The sequence below is a fragment of the Halobacterium litoreum genome (genome assembly GCF_021233415.1).
GTDB lineage: Archaea > Halobacteriota > Halobacteria > Halobacteriales > Halobacteriaceae > Halobacterium > Halobacterium litoreum.
The window spans coordinates 1,587,044-1,608,247 of the sequence record NZ_CP089466.1 but is presented as its reverse complement, the minus strand read 5'-3'; the positions used below and the strand labels follow the sequence as shown (position 1 = coordinate 1,608,247).

Sequence of the window (21,204 nt, the reverse complement as noted above, 5' to 3'; positions counted from 1 at the left end):
GTTAGTGCCGGTACTACGCCCGCCAGCCGCGGTCGGTGTCGTTCAGGCGCTCGCAGCCGTCCTCGGTGACGGCGACGAGGTCCTCGGTTCGCACGCCGAACTCGCCCGACAGGTAGACGCCGGGTTCCACGGAGAACACCATCCCCGGTTCGAGTTCCCGCTCGCTCCCTTCGACGATGTAGGGCTCCTCGTGGACGTCGAGACCGACGCCGTGGCCCGTCCGGTGAACGAACTCCTCGCCGTAGCCCGCGCTCTCGATGACCGAGCGCGCGGCGCGGTCGACCTCGCCCGCGGTGACGCCCGGTTCGACCGCCTCGACGGCGGCCTGCTGGGCTTCGCGGACGACTTCGTGGACCTCGCCGAAGCCCTCGGGCGGGTCGCCAGCGAACACGACGGTCCGGGTCTGGTCGCTCGGGTAGCGGTCGACGACGGTGCCGAAGTCACACACCACGGGGTCGCCGCGCTCGATTTCGCGGTCCGACCGGTGGTGGTGGGGTTTCGCGCCGTTCGGCCCGCTCCCTACGATTGTCTCGAAGGAGGTGCCGTCGCCGCCGCGGGCCGCGAGGCGGTCCGCGACGTACTCCGCGAGTTCGGCCTCCGTCATCCCGACCGCGTCCTCGCCGAGCGCGCGAACGTCGTCCATCGCGGCGTCCGCCGCCTCGCCCGCGCGCCGGAGCGCGTCCAGTTCCGCGTCGTCCTTCCGGACGCGCAGCGGCCCCAGGACCTCGTCGGCCAGCCCCCACTCCGCGTCCGGGATGGCTGCCCGGAGGTCCTGCGTGAACCGCGCCCACATCGTCGGGTCCACGAGCAGTTCGCCCTCGTTCATGTCGAGGTCGGCGGCGGTCTCGGCGACGAGGTCGGTCGGGTCGTCGCCGTCCGCCCACAGGCGAACGTCCCCGACCCACGTCGCCTCGCGCAGTTGCTCGCCGTACAGTTCCGGCGCGACGAACGCCGGGTCGCCGGACGCCGGCACGAACAGGAACAGGTGGCGCTCGGCGGGCTCCTCGTGGAAGCCACCGAGGTAGTAGAGGTTCGGGCTCGGGAACAACACCACGCTCGCCGCGTCCCGCTCCCGCAGTCGCTTTTGGCACCGCCTCGTTCGGTCCTCGAACGCGCTCATGTGCGACGGTTCGTCGCCGCCGTCTTAACTCCCCGTCTCGTCGCCCGCTGGCGGTCGCGCCGGCTCGCTTCCCATCGCCGTCGCTACCACCACGCCGTCGGCCGTCACCGGCGCAGACACCGTGCCCGCTGCCGGGTCGACCGACACGCCGGGGACGCGAGCCCAGTTCGCGCCGTCGAAGCGCCAGACGGCGACCGAATCGTTGTCCACGCGCTCGCCGTACCGGAGCGTCACGTCGACGCGCTCCGCGACGTTCGTCACTTCGACGGCGGCCCCGCCGACCGGTCCGCCCGGCGGAGCCGACGGGAGCGCGTCCAGCGAGACGCGGTCCACGGTCACCGACTCCGCGGCGAACGACAGCGACGCCACGCCGTCGAGTTTCAGGCCGTCGGCGTCGAACTCGCCCTCGGTCGTGAGGAGCGCCGGACCGCCGTTGTCCCGGACCGTGACGTTCCGGAGCGCGTCGCGGTTCGCGGGGTACCCCCGGATGCCGGGACCGTCGTTCGACGCCACGAGCGACGCCCGGAGGACGTTCCGGTAACTGTCCGAGAAGAACACGCCGGGGCCGTGGTTGGCCGCCACGTACGCGTCCGTCACGACGTTCTCGGCGACGTCGGTCGACAGGTAGAGCCCGCTGGACGCGTAGCCCCCGGGGCCGTTTTCGGTCGCTCGCAGTTCTGTGAGAACGTTCCCGTACGCGTCCTGGAACAGCGCGACGCCGACCTCGTCGTTCTCGTTCGCGGTCACCCGGACCAGCATGCTGTCGGACAGTTCGGTGGCGCTGACGCCGAACCGGTTTCGGACCGCGGTGACGTTCGCGAGCGTGGCGTTCTCCACCTCGGTCAGGTCGACGCCCGACCCGGTGTTGTCTCGCACGACGACGTTCCGCACCGTCGCGCTCGTCGCCGTCCCCGCGATGTCTCCGATTTGGACGCCGTCGGCCCACCCCTCGACGGTGAGGTCGGTCACGACCACGTCGGACAGCGCGTCCGCGCGGTCCACGGACTCCCCGCGGCTGGCGTTGTAGACGAGGACGCCGACGCTGTCCGGCGCGCCGCTCCCCGACACCGTGTGCCCGTTCCCGTCGATGGTCACGCCGTCCGCCCGGACGTGGAGGCAGGCGCCGTCGACCGAACCGTCGAGGTCCGCGACGAGTTCGTACTGGCCGGGTTCGTCCACGACCCGACACGAGTCCACCGCCTGCGGCGCGCCCGGACGGCGCTCGCGGGGTGTTGTCTCTCGCACTGTCACCGTCGTCGAGGCACCGGCGGCCGCCACGTCGTACGCGCCCGGCGCGTCGAACGTGTGCCGGTAGGTCAACGTCGCCGTGCCGTTTGCGGGCACCGTGACGATGCCCGACGTCACGTACGTCCCCGTCACTTCGAGAGGGACGATTCGAGTCACTGGCTCGTCCCCGTCGTTCCGCATCGTCACGACGACGCGCGTCGGCTCGCCGACCCGAACCGGCCGCAACACGTCGATGGAGACGCCGGCCACCGCCGGCTCCCGAACGACGCTGAACGCGTTCCGCCGCGTCGCGTTCGCCAGCCGCCGCGCGTCGTCGCCCGGCGGCTTCCGCGACCACGCCGCGACGGTGACGCCGTACGACCCCGGCGGCGCGTCCGACTGGACCGTCCACGCCACGTCCGTCGTCACCGTCTTCCCGGCCGGCACGCGCAGTTCGCGACCCGTTCGCCCGTGGTTCGAGAAGTACGTTCGACTCCCGTTCTCGACCGTCCACGGGCTGTACCCGACGAAGAACGTCCCCGCCCGTGACCCCGTGTTCGTCACCGCGACCGACGCCGAGACGCGGTCCCCGACCCGGAACTCGCCGGTCGGCCCCTCCACCATCGAAATCGACGCGCGCCGACCGGGCTCGCTCCCGTAGACGACCGTCGCGTTCCCGTACTGTTCGAGTGCGGTTTGCTGGGCGGCTCGCCCGCGGTCGCCGAACGCCCGCGCCATCTGTGCGCGACGCTCCCGGAGCAGTGCGGTCTCCCGCGCGGCCGTCGACAGGTAGCCGAACTGGTCGCCTTTCACCAGCGTCACCAGCAACTCTATCGGGACGCCCGTGCCGCCCTCCAGCCCCGCCTTCCCCACTTGCCTGAGTTGCGCTTCCACGCCGGCGTCGGGGAGCATCTCCTCCCGGACGGTCATGTAGAGGTAGCCGTCCACGCTCGACTCGTTGACCAGCGTCCAGTACCGCGTCGCGTTCTCGTACGCCCACGGCGCCCCGGCGTCCCTGTCGCGGAGGACGGCGGCCGCGTGACGCGACTGGTCGGCGGACTGCCGGAGTTCCGCCTCCGCCTTCAGTCGAATCGCCTTCTCGACCGCCGCCAGCGGGTTCTCCGCCACCTCCGAGCCGACGACCGACTCCTTCAGGTAGTTCTCCACGACGTCCTCGAACAGCTCTCTCGCGACGTGCCCGGTCGCCTGCTTCAACGACTCGCCGGCGAACCGGCTCGACCCGCCGGTCACCGTCGTCGCTATCACCGCGCCCGCGAGTTCCGCCGCCGAGTCGCGCACGACGAGCAACGCCTCGCCGACCCGGCCGTACGTCACCGTCGCGTCGTAGGCGTCCGGCAGCGTCTCGCCGTACAACTCGACGTCGTCGTCGCTGTCGATGCCGACGTTGGCGCTCACCTGCGCGGCCTTCGCGGCCCGCTGGCGCACGAACTCCTCGCGCACGAGCGTCCCGTCGGCCCGCAGGACCAGCCAGGCGTGGTCCGCCTGCTCGTCCGGCGGCGTGTCGGCGTCGCGCACCAACCGGAACGCCGTGTAGTTCTCGCCCGTCACGCGCACGCGCTCCCGGTGGCCGTCGTCGACCCATCCCCGGACCGGCCGTTCCAGCCAGCCCGTGCGGTCCACGAGTGGCACCTCGACGACGCGCGTCCGGTCGTCGATTCCGACCGACAGCCGCCAGTACTGCGTCGAGAGGGCGGTTCGGTTCCCGGAGAAGTTCGCGGCGTAGACGCCGTCTCCCTCGTGCGTGAGCGTCGTCTCCGCGGTCCCTCCGAGGAAAGACGGCACCTCGACTGTGAGCGGGAGCGTGGGCCGCGTCACGGGGTCGCCGTCCGCGTCCGCGACGGCCACCCGGACGCTGTTCACGTGGCCGTCGTACGCGAACCCTGCGGCCCCGCGCTCGGCCCCGTCGACGGACAGCACGGTCACGGACGCGTTCGCTCCGTCGACCGGTTCGACGGCGGTGAACGCCGGCGTCCAGTCGGTGTGGTCGGTGCGCACCCACGACCCCGCGACGCGCGCCTGCACGGCGACGCGGACGCTCACGGGCCCGGTCGTCGTCGCCGCCGCGTCGTAGCCGTAATCGCCGACCTCGCCTCGCGGAACCCGCGTGTTCCTGTCGCCCCGCGTCACCGTCGCGTCCGCAGCGCCGTCGCCGTCCGTATCCACACCCATCCGCACCCGAACTGGGCGCTCCGGCCCGTCGTTCCCGACGCGGGCCGTCACCGTCGCCGTCTCGCCGACCGGCACCGTGCCGTCGCCGCCGTCCGCCACCTCGACGCTCGCGACGCGGGGCGCGCTCCGGCGGAGCGTGACCGACGTGTCGCCATCGACGGTGACGGCTCGCGTCCCCCAGTAGTCGCCGGCCGGCCCGTACAGTTCGACGTAGCCGTCGCCGGCCGGAACGCCGGCGAACCGAACCGTCCTCGAGGCGTTCACTCGGCGCGTCCGATTGCGCGTCCAGTCCGCGTCGTAGAACACGACGACGGCGCCCTCGACGTCGGTCTCGTTCGCCTCGACGGTCACGGCGAGCGTCGGGTCGGCGGTCGCGGCCTCGGCGCTCGCGTCGTCCAGTGCCGGGCCGGCGCCGTGACCGACGGCGGCGCTCGCCGGTGCGACAGCGACGAACAGCGCGACGAAGACGACCCAGCAGGTCGACGACGCCGCCCAGGTTACGGTCGACCCGGACATGTCGAGTAGTGACGAGCGGCGGCGGCGTTGGCGTTCTGACTGCTTCGCGTCCTGAGACTCGCCGAGAAATTGCGACTTGTCGACACGACGGTCGCCTGCGACGCCGCGATGTCCCCGGGTTTTTCTACTGGCGTGCGTACGTCTGCCCGATGGGATTCGGTGAGACAGTCGGTGACGTCGTCGCGGGTCGCGCGCGCCAGTTGATCGGCGTCGCGTTCGGATGCATCGCAGTCGCGCACTTCTCCCTGTGGGCGGGCGGTGACGGGAGCGGCGAGGCGTTCGGAACCGCACTGAGCAACGGGGAGATTGCGGCCGCCGCGCCCGAGGTCGCCGTGTACGCTCAGAATCACCCGGCGTACCTGCTCGCGTTCCTCGTCGGCGCGGCGCTCGTGGTGCGCCGGCAGTAGGCGGGTCGCAGTCGGCGGTAGCCCGACGCCGCCGGGCGCGACCGGCAGTCGGGCGGCTCCGGGCGCGGCCGGAACCTTCTCGTGGCTTCGCGGTCACGCTCGCCTGTGTACCGGAGTGGACACTACGGCGTCGCGCTGCTGGCGTACGCGCCAGTCCTCTACGTGCTGGCGTCCCGCGGCCACGTCGCGGCGGCGGCCGGCGGCGGCGCGCTCGTGTGGGTGTTGACGACGCTCCCGGACGCCGACCAGAACGTCCCGGTGATAGACCACCGCGGCGTCACGCACACCCTCCTGTTCGCCGCCCTCGTCGGGGCCGTGGTCGGCGGCGCGGCGTCCCTCGTTCCTGTCTCGGCAGTCGATGGCGTCTCCAGCGCGACGCTCGCGGCTGGCGCGGGCGGCCTCGCCGCGCTCGCCATCCTCGCGCACCTCGCCGCGGACGCCATCACGCCGATGGGCGTGGCATTCCTCTGGCCGCTGTCGGGGAAGCGGTACTCGCTCGGCCTGACGCCGGCGGACAGCCGGCTCTGGAACGGCGGCCTGTTCGCCCTCGGCGTGTTTGCCACCGCCGCGGCGGCGCTCCTCGCCACACCACTCTACTGAGTTACAGAAAATCGCTTGTGGGAGGGCTTATGGCGCTACTTCTCGAACGTGGCCACATGAGCGGCTCCGACACCCCAGCCGACGGCGACCTTCTCGAGGCGGCGGCCGGCGCGCCCGGCGAGAGCCTCCCGCCCGCCGAGGCGTTCTCGCTGCTCGGCAACGAGACGCGAATCACGATTCTCCAGGAACTCTGGCTCGCGCCCGAGTACCCCGTCGCGTTCTCCGACCTGCGCAAGCGCGTCGGGATGCGCGACTCAGCGCAGTTCAACTACCACCTCTCGAAACTCACCGAACACTTCGTGCGCAGTACCGACGACGGCTACGAGTTCCAGTACGCCGGCGAGAAGGTCGTTCGCGCCATCCTCGCGGGGACGTTCACCGACCGCGTCTCGCTGTCGTTCCCCGTCGCGGGCGAGTGTTTCGACTGCGGCGGCGACCTCGAAGGCCGGTACGCCGACGAGCGGCTGGCCGTCCACTGCACCGACTGCGACGCGACCTACGGCCGGTACGCGTTCCCGCCGGGCGGCCTGCGGGACCGCACCGACGCCGAGGTCGCGCAGGCGTTCGACCAGCGCGTCCGCCACCTCCACTGCCTCGCCGCCGACGGCGTCTGCCCCGAGTGCGGCGGCCGCATGGACACCTCGGTCGTCCCCGACACCGAGGACCGCCTCGGCCTCGACGTGCGCGTCGACCACTCCTGCGCGCAGTGCCAGCACACCATCTCCTCGCCGGTCGGCCTCAGCCTCCTCGACGACTCCACCGTCGTCGCGTTCCACGCCGAGCACGGCGTCGAACTGAACACGCGCGAGCACTGGACGCTGCGCTGGTGTGTCACCGACGAGACCACCGAGTACGAGACCGACCCCGAGCGAATCACCGTCACCGTCCCGCTCGACGGCGAGCAACTCACCGTCACGCTCGACGGCGACCTGCGCGTCCTCGACACGGAGCGCGGTTGCGCCGGCGCGCACGGCGACGAGTCCGCGACGACCGCCGACTGACTCTCTGTCACTCTCGGCACGCCGGTTTCTCGGCGCGACCGGGAAGATATCACAGAGAGAAAAAGAGTGTCTCAGGTTCTCTTTCCCGGATTTTATCCGTCTGTAGTCACACTCGAAGACGAGTAGACGCGTTTATACATTTCATGCAACACCACGCGCCCACGGACGTGACGGTCCTGCACGTCGACGACGAACCCGGATTCACCGAGTTGGTAGCCGAGTTCCTCGAACGCGAGGCCGAGTCGCTGTCCGTCCGCACCGCCACCGCGGCCGAGGACGCGCTCGACGCACTCGACGCGGAGTGCGTGGACTGCATCGTGAGCGACCACGACATGCCGGGGATGACGGGGCTCGAACTCCTCGAAGCGGTCCGCGAGGACCACCCCGACTTTCCGTTCATCCTCTTCACCGGGAAGGGGAGCGAGGAGATAGCGAGCAGGGCCATCTCCGCCGGCGTCACCGACTACCTCCAGAAGCAGGGCGGCACCGAACAGTACGCGATTCTCGCCAACCGCGTGCTGAACACCGTCCGCATCGCGCGCTTCGAGCAGGCCGTCGAGCGCACCGAGGTGCGCTACCACAACCTCGTCGACACCGCCCCGATTCCCATCGTGTTGTTCGACCAGTCGCGGCGTCTCGTCTACGCCAACGAGGCTGCCATCGACTTCCTCGAAGCCGACTCCGTGGACCAACTCCGCGACTACGAGATGCCCGACCTCCTCCACCCCGAGGACCGCGACGCCGCCCTCGACCGGTTCGCCGACCTGATGGGGAACGACCGGGCTGCCTCCGGCCGCGAGTTCCGCGTCAGGGCCGTCGACGGCACCGTGAAGCCCGCGTCGGTCGCGACCGCACCCGGCCACTACCGCGGGCGGAAGGTCGCGCAGGCGATAGTCTACGAGTAGCGGCGCTCACGCCAGTGCCTCGACGCGCTCCGCGAGGTGGTCGCCGAACGGGAGCGAGCACGTCAGCCCCGGCGACACCGCGTTCAGGACGTGGACGGCGTTCGCGTCCTCCACGAACAGCGGCTCTTTCACCAACTCGCCGTCCCGCGAGACGACCTGTGCGCGCACCCCGGCGTAACTCGGCACGAGGTCGTCGGTGCGGAGCGCCGGCAGGAGTTTCCGGGCCGCCGTCGCGAACCGCTCCTTCGAGAACGACTTGTGGAGTTCGCTCGCACCGACTTTGAGCATCTTCGGTGACGCGAACAGCCGCCAGAACCCCTCGTAGCCCACGGCGTCCCGGAGGTCCGTCACGTCGACGTCGGTGTTCTCGTAGGCCTCGCGGCCGAACGCCAGCACGGCGTTCGGCCCGACGATGACCGAGCCGTCGGCGCGCCGCGTGTAGTGGACGCCGAGGAAGGGCAGTTCGGGGTCGGGCGTCGGGTAAATCATCGAGTTCACGAGGTCCCGGCGGTCCGGGCGCACCTCGTAGTACTCGCCCCGGAACGGCACGACGCGGTAGTCCTCGCCGACCCCCACGGAGTGCGCGATGCGGTCGGCGTGCAGGCCTGCTGCGTTCACGACGACGCCGGCCTCGAACGTTCCCGAGTCCGTCTCCACTCGGTAGCCGCCGCTCGCGCGCTCCAAGTCCTCGACTTCGGTGTCGAGGTGGACGGTGACGCCCGCGTCGCGGGCCTCTCGGGCGAGCGCGTAGACGTACTGCTGGGCGTCCACCGAGGCGGCTTCCGGGCAGTGCAGGGCCGCGCGGCCTGCCGCTTCGGGTTCGAGTTCGCGGAGGCGTTTTCCGTCCACGACCGTCGCGTCGACGCCGTTCGCGTCGGCCTGCGCCGCGAGGTCGTCGAGGCGGCGCTCCTCCTCGCGGGTGCGCGCCGCGACCACCACGCCGACCTCCTCGCAGGGGACGCCGTGGTCGGCGCAGAACGCCTTCATCCGGCGCGTCCCCTCGACGGCGAACTCCGCCTTCTGCGTGCCCGGTTCGTAGTTGAATCCCGGGTGGAGGACGCCGGAGTTCCGGCCGCTCTGGTGGGCCGCGAGGTGGTGTTCCTTCTCGACGACGCCGACGTCGAGGTCCGTGCGCGACGCCACGTGGTAGGCCGTGGAGACGCCCACGCAGCCTCCGCCGACGACGACCACGTCGTGTTCCATACGCCTCGACTCGCCCCGCGTCCCCGAAGTCGTTTCGGACCACTCGGTTGTGCCGCCGTGTTGTAATATTGGTGATGGGTGCCGGGAAATCTAGTTTTAAACGGCGCTGTCACCGACGTTCCCACGCTGGCTGTCTGAGGCACGGCCACTACGCGAGCGCGGACGGACGGCCTTTTCACGTCCCGCGCCAACTTCGACGCATGGAGACGACCACAGAGGGGCGGTTCCGCGTCCTCGGCGCCGCGCCCGAGCGCGCCGACGACCTCCTGCTGTTGGACCGCGCCGACCACGAACCCGTCCGCGTGGCCGCCGACGGCTACGACGGCGACCTCGCGGACGCCGTGGACTCGCTTCGCCCCGGCTACCTCGTGGACGCCACGCTTTCGTGGGCGGACGGCGACGCCCGGTTCGCCGACTGCGAGGTCGAAAAGCGCACGCTGTTGACGTTCAAGAACGGCGCCACCGGCCTCTTCGAGGCGGCACTGGAGACGATGGAGGAGGCCCACCAGCAGGGACTCGGCGTCCACGGCCGCCCGACGTTCAGCACCGACGGCGAACCCAACGGCGCCGTCTACGCGTTCGCCGAACAGACCGGCGAGCGCGACGTCTTCGAGGAGATTCGCACCGGCGCGCTCCCCCTCGAACCGCTGCTCGACCGCCTCGACCAGGAGGACGACTGCGCTCACGAGGCGTTCGTCCTCCGCCCCCTCGAACACGACTTCGTAATCGTCTACCTCGTCCTCCACAAGAATTCGGTGCTCGCGGACACGGTTCGGGACACGTACGACTGCCCGCGACCCGCCGAGGACTGACTGCTCACCACCTGCCAGGCGGGCTACTCGGATTCTGCGAGACGCACCAAATCGGCGAGCGTCTCGTTCACCCGCGCGTCGACGCCGTGTTCGCTCGCGCGCCGCGCCAGTTCGCCGTTCAGCGCCTCGATTTCCGTCCGACTCCCGCGCTCGACGTCCTGCCGCATCGAGGAGCGATTCGACGCCGTCTCCCGCGCCACCTCGCGGGTCTGTTCGACAACGTCCTCGGGCACCGTCACGCCTTCGGCGCGCGCCACCGCGACGCCCTCCTCGACGGCCCGCCGGAGGACGCGCTCGCCCGCCTCGGACTCCACGAGCGCGCCGTTCGGCACGCGAGCCAGCGCCGTCGCCGCGTTGATGCCGGCGTTCACGAGCACCTTCGTCCACACCGCCCTCGCCGGGTCGTCGGTGACTGTCGTCTCGACTCCCGCCCGCGATAGCAGCGCCGCGAACTCGCGGACGCGCTCGTCGTTCCCGCCCGCGTACCGGCCGATTGTGGTGTCGCCGGTGCCCGCGTGCCTGACGCGCCCCGGCCCCTCCAACACGGCGCCGTGGGTCGTCGTGCCGACGACGACGCGCTCAGCGGGCACGTGCTCGGCTATCGTCGCGGCGTTCCCCAGGCCGTTCTGGAGCGTCACCACGTCCGCGTCTCCGAGGTGGTCGGCGACCCCGGCGAGCGCGTCTTCGGTGTCGTAACTCTTCACGCAGACCACGACGGCGTCCGCCTCCGCCGCTACTTCGGAGTCGGTCGCGGTGCCGACGCTCACCGTCTCGGTCGTGCCGTCAGGATTCACTACCTGGAGGCCGTCGCTGGCCACCCCGTCGAGATGTTCGTTCTCGCGACCGAGCAGCGTCACGCCGGCGCCGGTCGTCGCGAGCAGGCCGCCGACCAGCGACCCGAGCGACCCCGCGCCCAGTACCACCACGCGCATACCCCGGGATTCGCGGCAAGCGGGAAAAAGTGACCGGGAGGCGGCGGTCCCGGCACTCGCGCGGTAACCCTTTTGTGCCGCGGCCGCCTCGCCCGAACACATGCCTCGGGACCGGCGCGGCCAACTCCTGCTCGTCGCGGCGCTCGTGCTCGCCGTCGCGTTCGTCGCGCTCGCGCTCGTCCTGAACGCCGTCGTGTTCACCGAGAACCTCGCCACTCGGAACCACGACCGCACCGACGACGCCATCGGCTTCGAGAACGCCGTCGACGCCGGCGTCGGCGGTATCGTCGTGCAAGCCAACCGGTACGACGCCTCGGACTATGCCACCGTCCGCGGCGCCGTCCGCGACGGCGTCGCCGTCTGGGACGAGAACGCCACCCGACTGGCCGCGGCGGACGGGCGCGTGACCGACACCGAAATCGTCCGCCTCGACAACGGCACGCGAATCCTCCAGGACGACCCGACGCGCGCCGTGACCAACCACCTGGGCACGCCGGACTGGACCGTGGCGGAGGACATCACCGAGACGCGGCGCTTCGAGATGGTCGTCACGCCCCGGAGCACGTCGTCGCCGATGGTGTTCCACGTCGAGTCGGTGTCCGGTACCGCGTCGTGGCGCTTCGAGGTAATCGAGGACGGGAGCGGCGGCACCGCGGTGTCGGCGTTCAAGAACGGCACGCAGGTGGCGGCCGCGACCGCTCCGTCCGACACCGTCACACTCGACGTGACCGAGGGAACGCTCGACGGCGCCGAAATCGCGAACTGGACGTTCGCCGAAGGGGTCGACGGCCCCTACGACATGTCCGTGGACGACGGCGATAATGCGGAGGGCGAGTACGTCCTCGTCGTGGACCGCCCGCGCGGCGACCTGCTCGCGGACATGCCGGACTCCTACGACGACCCCGGAACGGGCGACTATCCGACCACGACGCCCGCCGTCTACCGGGCCGTCGTGGACGTGACGGTGCGCCAGTCGACGCTCACGTACGGGACGACGCTCGCCGTCGAACCCGAGGACGGCGTCGGCGCCGGCGGCCCGGCAGAGTAGTTTACTCGTGGATTGGTAAATTTTCGCGGCGTTCCGGATGTTGAAACACCTCCGCCCCGAATACCGTGGTATGGAATTGCACGCCAGGGACGTCCGCGAGGACGTGCGCGAAGTCGGCGCGGCGCTCGGCGACGTCGTTCGGGCGCACGCGCCCGACGCCTACGAGTCCGTGGAGGCTGCGCGGACCACCGCCATCGAGCGCCGCGAGGGCGGTAACGCGGGGCGCCAGGCGCTCCGCGAGACCGTCGAATCGGCGTCGCCCGCCGCCCGCGCGGACTTCGCGCGAGCGTTCACCGACTACTTCGAACTCGTGAACCTCGCGGAGGAACGCGAACGCGTCCGGGCGCTCCGGCGCTCCGAGGGCACCGTCGAGGACAGCCTCGTCGCCGCCGTCGAATCGCTCGCCGAGGACGGGGCGACCGCCGACGATGTGGCCGAGGTGCTGGCCGACGTGCGCGTCGTCCCGACGTTCACCGCGCACCCGACCGAGGCCCGGCGGAAGACCGTGAAGGCGACGCTCAATCGCGTGAGCGACCTGCTCGCCGACCTCGACGAGCGACGGCTCACGGACGCCGAGCGTCGACGTCTGTGGCGTCGCCTCGACGCGAACGTCGAGAGCCTCTGGACCACGCGGCACGTCCGCGAGCGCCAGCCCACGCCGTTCGACGAGGCGCGGGACGTGCAGTGGTACCTCGCGAACGCCGTCTTCGACGTGGTGCCCGAGGTGTACGACGCGCTCGAAACCGCGCTCGCGGACGCCTACGACGACCCGCCCGCGGTGCCACAACTGCTCGCGTTCCGGTCGTGGGCGGGGTCGGACCGCGACGGCAACCCCTACGTCACCACCGAGACCACCGAGCGCGTGCTCGAACGCCAGCGCCGCCTCGTCTGCGAGCGCTACGCGGACGACCTCGGGGACCTGCTCGCGGCGCTCTCGATGGACGGGGACCGCGTCGAAAGCGGGACGCTCGACGCCTCGCTCGCCGCCGACCGCGACGCGGTGCCGACGGTCGCCGCGGACGCCGCGGAGCGCTACCCGGACGAGCCGTTCCGCCGGAAAGTCGCGACGATGCGCGAGCGCGTTCGCCGCATCGACGACGTGCGCCCCGGCGGCTACGATGACGCGGTCGACCTGTTCGCGGACGCCCGAGCGCTCGCCGACGCGCTCCGCGAGGCCGGCCTCGACGACCTCGCGAGCGTCCACGCCGACCCCTTCGTGCGCCGCGTGGAGACGTTCGGTCTCCACCTCGCCGCCCTCGACCTGCGGGACCACCGCGAGAAGCACACGGCGGCCGTCTCGGCGGCGCTCGAACGCGAGGGTATCGACTACGCCGGGATGAGCGAGGACGAGCGCGTGGAGTTCCTCACCGAGGCGACGCTGCAGGACGAGCCGGTGGTGGATTTGACGGACGCCGAGGGCCTGGACGACGAGACGGTGCGCGTCCTCGAACGGTTCGACGCGCTCGCGGACTGGCAGGCCGAGTACGGCGCCGACGCCATCGACGCGTACTGCATCAGCATGACCGAGCGCCCGAGCCACGTTCTCGAAGTCGTCTTCCTCGCGTCGCAAGCCGGCGTCGTCTCGCTCCCCGACCACTCGGGCCTCGACGTGGTGCCCCTGCTGGAGACGAAGTCGGCGCTCTCGAACGCCCGCGACATTCTCGGCACGCTGTTCGAGAACGACGCCTACGGCGCCCTGCTGGACGCCCGCGACGGGAGCCAGGAGGTGATGCTCGGCTACTCGGACTCGAACAAGGAGAACGGCTTCCTCGCGGCGAACTGGGAACTCGACCGCGCGCAGCGCCGCCTCGCCGCCATCTGCGAGGACTTCGGCGTGGACGTGCGCTTCTTCCACGGTCGGGGTGGCTCCATCTCACGGGGCGGCGGCCCGATGAACGAGGCGCTGCTTGCGCTCCCGAAGGAGACGGTGACGGGCGAGGTGAAGTTCACCCAGCAGGGCGAATCCATCGCGGAGACGTACGGCAACCGCCGGGTCGCCGAGCGCGAACTCGAACAGATGCTGAACGCCCAACTCCGGGCGCGCTGGACCGCCGCAACCGAGGCCGACCCCGCCGTCCCGGAGGCGTGGGTGGCGGCGATGGAGACGATGGCCGGCGCCGCCCGCGACGCCTACCGCGACCTGCTCGACACCGACGGCTTCGTCTCCTACTTCGAGGCCGCGACGCCCATCGAGGTGGTGGAGAACCTGAACCTCGGCTCTCGCCCGGCGTCCCGGTCGGACGAGCGCGCCGTCGAGGACCTGCGCGCGATTCCGTGGGTGTTCTCGTGGACGCAGACCCGGTGTATCCTCCCCGGCTGGTACGGTCTCGGCGCCGGCCTCGACGCGTTCGACGGCGACCCCGACCTCCTCCGGGAGATGTACGAGGAGTGGCCATTCTTCCGGACGACCGTCGACGCCGCCGCGCTCTCGCTCGCCCGCAGCGAGATGGACGTTGCCGCCGAGTACGCCGGCCTCGCGCCCGACGACCTCCGCGAGCGGTTCTTCCCCCGAATCGAGGGCGAGTACGACCGCGCCGTCGAGCACGTCCTCGACGTGACCGGCAGAGAGGACCTCGTGGACCGCCCGTGGCTCCGCGAGAGCCTCGACCGCCGCAACCCCTACGTCGACCCCCTGAACGCCCTGCAGGTCGCACTGCTCGGGCGCGACGACCGGTCGCCCGAGGACGAGCGCGCGCTCCGGCTCTCCGTGATGGGGGTCGCGGCGGGGATGCAGGACACGGGCTGAACGACGGCGAAACGAGCGTTCGAGTCACCGCGGCCGCCTCCGGTTCCAGCAGTCTTAACCCCGGCAGTCGCCTTCCTCGCGTCAAATGCCGCCAGCGATACGCACCGACGACCTCGTGAAGGAGTACGGGGACGTCCGGGCGCTCGACGGCCTCTCGCTCACCGTGCCCGAGGGCTCGTTTTTCGGGTTGCTCGGGCCGAACGGCGCGGGGAAGACGACGTTCATCAACACGCTCGTCGGCCTCGCGCGCAAGACCGGCGGGACCGCCGAGGTGTTCGGACACGACGTGGAAGACGACTACCAGCAGGCGCGAGACGCCATCGGCCTCGCGCCACAGGAGTTCAACGTCGACCGCTTCTTCCCGATTCGGGAGGTCCTCCTGCACAAGGCCGGCTACCACGGCGTCCCCGAGGCCCAGGCCGAGCGACGCGCCCGCGACGCCCTCGAAACCGTCGGCCTCGACGGGAAGGCCGAGACGCGCTTCGACTGGCTCTCCGGCGGGATGAAACGACGATTCATGCTCGCTCGCGCGATGGTCACCGACCCCGACCTCCTGATTCTGGACGAACCCACGGCGGGCGTCGACGTGGAACTCCGCCACGACCTCTGGGAGGTCATCCGCGGCCTCAACGACGACGGCACCACCGTCCTCCTCACGACCCACTACATCGAGGAGGCCGAGCGCCTCTGTGACGAGGTCGCCATCGTCGACTCCGGGCGGAAGGTCACGGTCGCCACGCCCGACGAACTCACCGAGCGCGGCACCGACACCGTCACCCTCACGCTCGCCGCGCCCGCCACCGCCATCCCCGACATCGCCGGGGGCGAAATCGACGACGTGACGCTGGACGGCGACACCGTCACCCTGCGCGCCGCCAGCGGGAGCGAAGCCGTCCCGGTCGCCGTCCGGCGACTGGAGGACGCCGGCCACCGCGTCGTCGACGTGGACATCTCGCGGACCAGCCTCGAAGAGGTGTTCGTGAACATGACGCGCACCGAGGACAGCGACGACGAACAGGAGGTGGTGGCGTGAGCGTCGTCTCCCGCGGGCTGAAGTCGCTCACCGAGCGCGAGATTCTGCGGTTCGTGCGCCGACCGTACAACACGTTCCTCCCGCCGCTCGTCACGAACGTCCTCTACTTCAGCGTGTTCGGCGTCATCCTCGGCGAGCGCATCGACACCGTCGGCGGCGTCCCCTACATCCAGTTCATCCTCCCCGGCCTCGTCGTGCTGGGAGCCATCGCCAACGCCTTCGAGAACGCCTCCTTCTCCATCTTCCACGGCCGGTGGAACGAGTACATCCACGAGGCGCTCACGAGCCCGCTCGCGTACTGGGAGATGGTGGTCGCGTACGTCGCGTCGTCGGCGCTCCGCGGCGTCCTCATCGGCATCCTCATCGCCGCCGTCGGCGCCGTCTTCACGCCCGTCCGCTCGCTCGCCAACCCCTTCTACGCCGTCGCGTTCCTCGGCGTCATCACCACGCTGTTCGCCGCGTTCGGCGTCGTCGGCGGCCTCGTCGCCGAGGACTTCGACCACCTCACGGTCCTCAATCAGTTCATCCTCCGGCCGCTCGTCTTCTTCGGCGGCGTGTTCTACAGCCTCGACGCGCTCTCCGGGATTCCCCGCGACCTCAGCCTCCTGAACCCCATGGTGTACATGGTCAACGGCGTCCGGTACGGCGTCATCGGCGTCTCCGACATCCGCCCGGACGTGGCGCTCGCCGTCCTCTCGGGCCTGACCGTCGCCGTGCTCGCCCTCGACGTGTGGCTGTTCCGGCGCGGCTACGGCCTCACCGACTGATTCGCTCGCCGACCGTCTCCCCGCCACCGCTTACACCCCACCGACCGACTTTTGCCGCCGCCGGGAGCACGCCCCGCCATGGACGAGAACACGCAGTTCGTCGCGACGACGGCCGCCGTCGGCGTCCTCGCGCTCGCGCACGCCGCGCTCACGTGGCCCGTCGAGGCCACCGTCGCGTTCTTCGGCGGCGGCGCGCTCGTCGCGTTCGTCGCCGAAGCCGTCGTCATCAACCTAGGGTGGCTCGAACACCACGCCGGCCGGAAAGTACTGGGTGTGCCCCTCTACGTCCTGCTCGGCTGGACCGGCACCATCTACGTCGCGTTCCGGCTCGCGCTCCTCGTCGCGTCGGGGTGGCCGGCCGTCGCGCTCGCCGCCGCGCTCGCCACCGGCTTCGACGTGCTCACCGACCCGCAGGGCGTCGCCGACGGCCGGTGGACGTACACCGACGACCTGCCCGGCCCGCGGTTCGCAGAGGTGCCGTGGTGGAACTACGCCGGCTGGGTCGCCATCAGCGCGACGACCGCCGGGTTCGGCTCGCTGTTCCTGTAGACCGAAACCGATACGGGGGCGCTCGGAAATCCCCGAACGATGCCCTCCCCAGTCAGCGAAGGCCGCGACGTTCGCGTCGGCGTCGTCGCCGCCGTCGAACGCGACGGCGAAGTGCTGTTCGAGCGACGCACCGCCGACGAGGAAGACGGACGCCTCTGGGGACTGCTCGCTGGCGGGAAGACCGCCGGCGAGTCCACCGTCGAGGCCGCGAAACGCGAGGTCCGCGAGGAGACCGGCCTCGACTTCCACCCGGAGCGCGTCGTCGCGCTGTTCGACCACGACAGCCACTACGGCTCGGGCACGGCGTGGACCGTCGTCGGCCTCGCCGGGCCCGCGGACGGCGACCCAGCCATCGACAGGGAACCCGAAAAACGCGACCGACTCGACTGGTTCCCTATCGACGACCCGCCGGCGCCGCTCCACCCGACGACGGAACTGTTCCTCGACGCCGACGACGCAGACGGCCTACACCCCGGACTAGAGCGATAGCGAACTTCCAGAACGAACGACTGGAGCGTGGAACCGCGGTCAGGCCGACAGCAGGACGGTGTCGCCCTCGTCCTCGACGGTCACGTCGTAGCCGAACTCCGTCACCAGGTCGATGCACGTCTCCACGTGGGTCGTGACCTCGGGCACGCGCACCTCGCCGCCCGCGAGCGCGAGGAACGGCACCAGTTGGTCCGCGAGGTGGCTGTCGACCGCGGCGTCGCCGTCCTCGAACGCCTCGAAGGCCTCGGTGGCCTCCTCACCGACCGTCTCGGCCTCCTTCCCCATCTCGCCGAGCACCGCGAACCCGGCGTTCGCGTGTTCGTACTCGGCCGCGAGCACGAGCGCCGACCCCGAACAGTCGGCCTCGGCGTACTCCGTGTTCACGTCGGCGTCCGCGGGCGCGGCCTCCACCTGCCGCTCGGCCACGTCGTCGCCGGCCATCGACTCCTCGGCGACCGAGTACGCCGTCAGCGACTCGCGGGCGCCCCGTTCGGTGAACTCCACCGGGTCCAGCGAGGACGGTCGCACCGTCAGCGTCGCCTTCCCGCCGCCGCGCGGGTAGAACCCGCGGCGCTTCAGCGTCGCGTCGGCGTCCAGCCCGTTCTCGGTCAGCATCGGGAGTTTGACGTGCCGGAAGTAGTCGAACGGCGGCGCCCACTTCGCGTCGGTGCCGCCCTCCAGGTGCGCCGTGAACGGTTCGTCGAGCACGACCGCGAGCGGGAGGAGCGCGTCGAACACCAGCGGGACGCTCCCCGCGGTGCCCACTTCGACGGAGACCTGTCCGCCGAACTCGTCGGGTTCCTCGCCGGTCTCGCCGGGTTCGAAGGTGAACGACTCCGAGCCGACCTCGACGCCGTCCGTCTCCGCGTTGCAGGCCGCAGCGACGGCCTCGATGGCCGCGCAGTGTTGTGCCTGCAAGCCCGGGTTCGCGCGAGCGCGCCGAACGTGGCGCATGCGGAACGGTTCGCCCGTGACGGCCGACAGCGTGAGCGCCGTGCGGACGAGTTGGCCCCCGCCAGCACTTCCGTCCAGAAGGTTCATACTCGTACCAGAACCGGCGAGGGGAAAAGGCATTCGTCCCCCCGCCGTAGCGTCACAGTTAGGTCGCTCCCGGCCACAGACGCGACCATGCCCGGCGACGACTTCGACGAGGCCGCGTGGCGCGAGCGCGTCCTCGAACACCGAACCGAGAAAGACGCGTTCCTCGCCGACCACCCGCAGTCCCCGATTCCCGAGGGCGAACGCGAGGACTTCGACGGCCTCGACTACTTCGAGTTGGACCCCGAGTTCCGCGTGGTCGCGCGCTTCAGCGAAGTCGACTCCCCGCAGGAGGTCGACCTCGAAACCACGCAGGGGCCGCCAGCGAAGTACGAGCGCGTCGCCGTCCTCGGGTTCGACATGGACGGCGACCACCACACGCTCGACGCCTACCGCGTCGAGGGCGAGGACTCGCTGTTCGTCCCGTTCACGGACACGACGAACGGCGCCGAGACGTACGGCCGCGGGCGCTACCTCGACGTCGCCGCGCCGGACGCCGACACCGGCGACGAGATAGCCCTCGATTTCAACCTCGCGTACAATCCGTTCTGCGCGTACAGCGACAACTTCTCGTGTGCGCTCCCCACCGACGCCAACGACCTCCCGGTCGCGGTGCGCGCCGGCGAGCGCGACTACTGACGGGCGTCTCAGGGCGCGACACCAGCGTCGCTACTGTTCGTTCTCGCGCGCCCGCAAAACACGCCGAAAATGTCGGGGTTACGCGGCGACCTCGGTCGCTTCGAGGAGTTCCTGGTAGCGGTTCCGGATGGTGACCTCGCTCACGTCGGTCACGTCGCTGACCTCGCTCTGGGTCACCTTGTGGTTGGTGAGGAGGCTGGACGCGTAGATGGCCGCGGCGGCGAGGCCGACCGGGGACTTCCCGCTGGTGACGCCGGCCTCCTGTGCGTTACTGAGGAGTTCGCGGGCGCGTCGCTCGACCTCGTCCGGGAGGTCGAGTTCGGACGCGAACCGGGGCACGTAACTCGCGGGGTCGGCGGGCGCGACTTCCAGACCGAGTTCGCGCACGATGTAGCGGTACGTGCGCTTGAACTCCATCTCGTCGATGCGGCTGACGTTCGCCACCTCGTCGATGGAGCGCGGCGTCTGCATCTGGCGGGCCGACGCGTAGAGGGCGCTGGTCGCGACGCCCTCGATGGAGCGGCCGGGCAGCAGGTCCTCGTCGAGCGCGCGGCGGTAGATGACCGAGGCCGTCTCGCGTACCTCCTTCGGGAGGCCGAGCGCGGAGGCCATGCGTTCGATTTCGCCGAGGGCCTGCTTGAGGTTGCGCTCCTTGCTGTTGCGCGTGCGGAAGCGCTCGTTCCACTTGCGCAGGCGCTGCATCTTCTGGCGCTGATTGGACGAGAGGCTGTTGCCGTAGGCGTCCTTGTTCTGCCAGCCGATGTTCGTCGAGAGCCCCTTGTCGTGCATCATGTTCGTGGTCGGGGCGCCGACGCGGGACTTCTGGTCTTTCTCCTTGGAGTCGAAGGCGCGCCACTCGGGCCCGCGGTCGATGCCGTCCTCCTCGACCACGAGGCCACACTCGGTACAGACGGACTCGCCGTGCTCCTCGTCGTTGACGACGCGCCCGCCACACTCGGGACAGGTGTGGGTCTCGGCGTTCGACTCCGTCTCTCGATTCGTCTCCGTCTGCTGCTGCTCGCCGCTGTAGGTGCGAAGTTTTGTGTCGCTCATTATGGGATTTGTGTCGGGTGGAGAGGGTCAGCACGCGCTGGGCCACCCGACTCGTCGTGATGTAGAGTAACGGCGACAAATACTTAAACCTTTCGCGGTTTTGTGGTGTATTAGCACACCTTGAAACGCCGAGAGAACGCGAAATAGTGGCGAATAATGGTCTTTTTGGCTCTCCTAACGATTACCGGCAGGTAACCTCGGGCCACCGAAAAGAATATAATGGTTTTGGTGGCATCTGTCCGCCGTCGCGTCGTTTCGCGCCCGACGCAATCGGCTCGGCGGGCGAACGGGGAGAAAGCTTTAACTTCGCCTACAGACCAGATATGCCAGATTCCCCCACTCTATGACCGACGAAGCGGCTCACGTACTCGTGGTCGACGACGACGAAGCACTCACAGACGTGTACGCGGCGTGGCTCGCCACGGAACACGAAGTCGACACCGCGACGACCGGCGAAGTCGCACTGAACACGCTCGACGAAACCGTCGACGTCGTCCTGCTCGACCGGCGCATGCCCGGCCTCTCCGGCGAAGAAGTCCTCGACCGCATCCGGCGCGCGGAGTACGACTGCCGGGTCGCGATGGTCACCGGCGTCCGACCGAACACGGACGTCGTCGAACTGGGCTTCGACGAGTACCTCATCAAGCCGGTCGACCAGGACGACCTCCACGACGTCGTCGACACGCTCGTCGACCGCTCCGCGTACGACCAGCGCCTCCAGGAACTCTACTCGCTGATGTCCAAGCGCGCGCTCCTCGAAGCCGAAGCCGAAGACGGCGACGTGGAACTCGGCGACGCCTACGAGGAACTGGTCGAACGAATCCACGAACTGCGGAGCCGCATCAACGACACCGTGACCGAGTTCGGCCACGACGACTTCCGCGTCGCGTTCCGCGACCTACCCGGTGAAAACACCGGCAGCGACTGAC

The 21,204-nt window shown here is 70.3% G+C and carries 19 protein-coding genes; 13 read left to right on the top strand and 6 right to left on the bottom strand.

The genetic code is table 11. The features are described from left to right. Window positions 1-13: 13 nt before the first annotated feature. Window positions 14-1,120 (bottom strand): M24 family metallopeptidase, encoded by a 1,107-nt coding sequence (locus LT972_RS08780; protein ID WP_232569559.1) that lies wholly within the window; start codon window positions 1,118-1,120, stop codon window positions 14-16. Window positions 1,121-1,144: 24 nt separating this feature from the next. Continuing rightward, window positions 1,145-5,053 (bottom strand): right-handed parallel beta-helix repeat-containing protein, encoded by a 3,909-nt coding sequence (locus tag LT972_RS08775; RefSeq protein ID WP_232569557.1) that lies wholly within the window; start codon window positions 5,051-5,053, stop codon window positions 1,145-1,147. 149 nt (window positions 5,054-5,202) lie between these two features. Here LT972_RS08775 and LT972_RS08770 point away from each other — a divergent pair, with 149 nt between their 5' ends. From LT972_RS08770 to LT972_RS08755, 4 genes are all read left to right on the top strand, one after another. Next, window positions 5,203-5,460, top strand: a complete 258-nt coding sequence (locus tag LT972_RS08770; RefSeq protein WP_232569556.1) for a hypothetical protein — start codon at window positions 5,203-5,205, stop codon at window positions 5,458-5,460. 105 nt (window positions 5,461-5,565) lie between these two features. Beyond that, window positions 5,566-6,060, top strand: coding sequence for a metal-dependent hydrolase (locus LT972_RS08765; RefSeq protein ID WP_232569554.1), 495 nt, complete (start codon window positions 5,566-5,568; stop codon window positions 6,058-6,060). 56 nt (window positions 6,061-6,116) lie between these two features. Next, complete coding sequence (locus LT972_RS08760; protein ID WP_232569552.1) at window positions 6,117-7,061, top strand: winged helix-turn-helix domain-containing protein; 945 nt, start codon at window positions 6,117-6,119, stop codon at window positions 7,059-7,061. Window positions 7,062-7,204: 143 nt separating this feature from the next. Then, window positions 7,205-7,966, top strand: coding sequence for a response regulator (locus LT972_RS08755; RefSeq protein WP_232569551.1), 762 nt, complete (start codon window positions 7,205-7,207; stop codon window positions 7,964-7,966). Window positions 7,967-7,972: 6 nt separating this feature from the next. On the opposite strand, the gene lhgO is transcribed toward LT972_RS08755, so the two are convergent. Then, window positions 7,973-9,169: an L-2-hydroxyglutarate oxidase gene (gene lhgO / locus LT972_RS08750; RefSeq protein WP_232569549.1), complete on the bottom strand. Its 1,197-nt coding sequence runs from the start codon at window positions 9,167-9,169 to the stop codon at window positions 7,973-7,975. A 200-nt stretch (window positions 9,170-9,369) separates the two neighbouring features. Between lhgO and LT972_RS08745 the strand changes: the two genes are divergently transcribed. Further along, complete coding sequence (locus tag LT972_RS08745) at window positions 9,370-9,981, top strand: DUF6663 family protein (RefSeq protein WP_232569548.1); 612 nt, start codon at window positions 9,370-9,372, stop codon at window positions 9,979-9,981. 23 nt (window positions 9,982-10,004) lie between these two features. Here LT972_RS08745 and LT972_RS08740 read toward each other — a convergent pair whose 3' ends face one another. Continuing rightward, the gene (locus LT972_RS08740) at window positions 10,005-10,913 is read right to left on the bottom strand and encodes a ketopantoate reductase family protein (RefSeq protein ID WP_232569546.1); all 909 of its coding nucleotides are present in this window, start codon (window positions 10,911-10,913) and stop codon (window positions 10,005-10,007) included. Window positions 10,914-11,013: 100 nt separating this feature from the next. Here LT972_RS08740 and LT972_RS08735 point away from each other — a divergent pair, with 100 nt between their 5' ends. From LT972_RS08735 to LT972_RS08710, 6 genes are all read left to right on the top strand, one after another. Further along, a complete protein-coding gene (locus tag LT972_RS08735; protein WP_232569544.1) occupies window positions 11,014-11,961 on the top strand; it encodes a DUF7261 family protein in 948 nt (315 codons plus the stop codon). Window positions 11,962-12,031: 70 nt separating this feature from the next. Next, complete coding sequence (locus LT972_RS08730) at window positions 12,032-14,707, top strand: phosphoenolpyruvate carboxylase (protein ID WP_232569543.1); 2,676 nt, start codon at window positions 12,032-12,034, stop codon at window positions 14,705-14,707. An 85-nt stretch (window positions 14,708-14,792) separates the two neighbouring features. Further along, window positions 14,793-15,740 (top strand): ABC transporter ATP-binding protein, encoded by a 948-nt coding sequence (locus LT972_RS08725; RefSeq protein WP_232569541.1) that lies wholly within the window; start codon window positions 14,793-14,795, stop codon window positions 15,738-15,740. Then, on the top strand, window positions 15,737-16,507 hold the full coding sequence (locus LT972_RS08720; RefSeq protein WP_232569539.1) for an ABC transporter permease: 771 nt from the start codon (window positions 15,737-15,739) through the stop codon (window positions 16,505-16,507). The genes LT972_RS08725 and LT972_RS08720 overlap by 4 nt, the downstream gene beginning before the upstream one ends. A 78-nt stretch (window positions 16,508-16,585) precedes the next feature. Then, the gene (locus LT972_RS08715) at window positions 16,586-17,056 is read left to right on the top strand and encodes a carotenoid biosynthesis protein (RefSeq protein WP_232569537.1); all 471 of its coding nucleotides are present in this window, start codon (window positions 16,586-16,588) and stop codon (window positions 17,054-17,056) included. Between the two features lie 39 nt (window positions 17,057-17,095). After that, window positions 17,096-17,545, top strand: coding sequence for an NUDIX domain-containing protein (locus tag LT972_RS08710; protein ID WP_232569527.1), 450 nt, complete (start codon window positions 17,096-17,098; stop codon window positions 17,543-17,545). A 39-nt stretch (window positions 17,546-17,584) separates the two neighbouring features. Here LT972_RS08710 and rtcA read toward each other — a convergent pair whose 3' ends face one another. Continuing rightward, window positions 17,585-18,586: an RNA 3'-terminal phosphate cyclase gene (gene rtcA, locus LT972_RS08705; RefSeq protein WP_232569526.1), complete on the bottom strand. Its 1,002-nt coding sequence runs from the start codon at window positions 18,584-18,586 to the stop codon at window positions 17,585-17,587. Between the two features lie 87 nt (window positions 18,587-18,673). Between rtcA and LT972_RS08700 the strand changes: the two genes are divergently transcribed. Beyond that, window positions 18,674-19,222, top strand: a complete 549-nt coding sequence (locus LT972_RS08700; RefSeq protein WP_232569524.1) for a DUF1684 domain-containing protein — start codon at window positions 18,674-18,676, stop codon at window positions 19,220-19,222. Window positions 19,223-19,300: 78 nt separating this feature from the next. Here the strand turns inward: LT972_RS08700 and LT972_RS08695 are convergent, their stop codons facing one another. Next, entirely contained in the window at window positions 19,301-20,275 is a 975-nt protein-coding gene (locus LT972_RS08695; RefSeq protein WP_232569522.1) for a transcription initiation factor IIB, read from the bottom strand. A gap of 343 nt (window positions 20,276-20,618) precedes the next feature. Here LT972_RS08695 and LT972_RS08690 point away from each other — a divergent pair, with 343 nt between their 5' ends. Continuing rightward, window positions 20,619-21,203 (top strand): response regulator, encoded by a 585-nt coding sequence (locus tag LT972_RS08690; RefSeq protein ID WP_232569519.1) that lies wholly within the window; start codon window positions 20,619-20,621, stop codon window positions 21,201-21,203. Window position 21,204: the final 1 nt, after the last annotated feature.

Bases quoted from the DNA above. Each gene is read 5' to 3' on its own strand.
- LT972_RS08780 (WP_232569559.1), bottom strand. From the start codon at position 1,120: ATGAGCGCGTTCGAGGACCGAACGAGGCGGTGCCAAAAGCGACTGCGG.
- LT972_RS08775 (WP_232569557.1), bottom strand. From the start codon at position 5,053: ATGTCCGGGTCGACCGTAACCTGGGCGGCGTCGTCGACCTGCTGGGTC.
- LT972_RS08770 (WP_232569556.1), top strand. From the start codon at position 5,203: ATGGGATTCGGTGAGACAGTCGGTGACGTCGTCGCGGGTCGCGCGCGC.
- LT972_RS08760 (WP_232569552.1), top strand. From the start codon at position 6,117: ATGAGCGGCTCCGACACCCCAGCCGACGGCGACCTTCTCGAGGCGGCG.
- LT972_RS08755 (WP_232569551.1), top strand. From the start codon at position 7,205: ATGCAACACCACGCGCCCACGGACGTGACGGTCCTGCACGTCGACGAC.
- lhgO (WP_232569549.1), bottom strand. From the start codon at position 9,169: ATGGAACACGACGTGGTCGTCGTCGGCGGAGGCTGCGTGGGCGTCTCC.
- LT972_RS08745 (WP_232569548.1), top strand. From the start codon at position 9,370: ATGGAGACGACCACAGAGGGGCGGTTCCGCGTCCTCGGCGCCGCGCCC.
- LT972_RS08740 (WP_232569546.1), bottom strand. From the start codon at position 10,913: ATGCGCGTGGTGGTACTGGGCGCGGGGTCGCTCGGGTCGCTGGTCGGC.
- LT972_RS08735 (WP_232569544.1), top strand. From the start codon at position 11,014: ATGCCTCGGGACCGGCGCGGCCAACTCCTGCTCGTCGCGGCGCTCGTG.
- LT972_RS08730 (WP_232569543.1), top strand. From the start codon at position 12,032: ATGGAATTGCACGCCAGGGACGTCCGCGAGGACGTGCGCGAAGTCGGC.
- LT972_RS08725 (WP_232569541.1), top strand. From the start codon at position 14,793: ATGCCGCCAGCGATACGCACCGACGACCTCGTGAAGGAGTACGGGGAC.
- LT972_RS08715 (WP_232569537.1), top strand. From the start codon at position 16,586: ATGGACGAGAACACGCAGTTCGTCGCGACGACGGCCGCCGTCGGCGTC.
- LT972_RS08710 (WP_232569527.1), top strand. From the start codon at position 17,096: ATGCCCTCCCCAGTCAGCGAAGGCCGCGACGTTCGCGTCGGCGTCGTC.
- rtcA (WP_232569526.1), bottom strand. From the start codon at position 18,586: ATGAACCTTCTGGACGGAAGTGCTGGCGGGGGCCAACTCGTCCGCACG.
- LT972_RS08700 (WP_232569524.1), top strand. From the start codon at position 18,674: ATGCCCGGCGACGACTTCGACGAGGCCGCGTGGCGCGAGCGCGTCCTC.
- LT972_RS08695 (WP_232569522.1), bottom strand. From the start codon at position 20,275: ATGAGCGACACAAAACTTCGCACCTACAGCGGCGAGCAGCAGCAGACG.
- LT972_RS08690 (WP_232569519.1), top strand. From the start codon at position 20,619: ATGACCGACGAAGCGGCTCACGTACTCGTGGTCGACGACGACGAAGCA.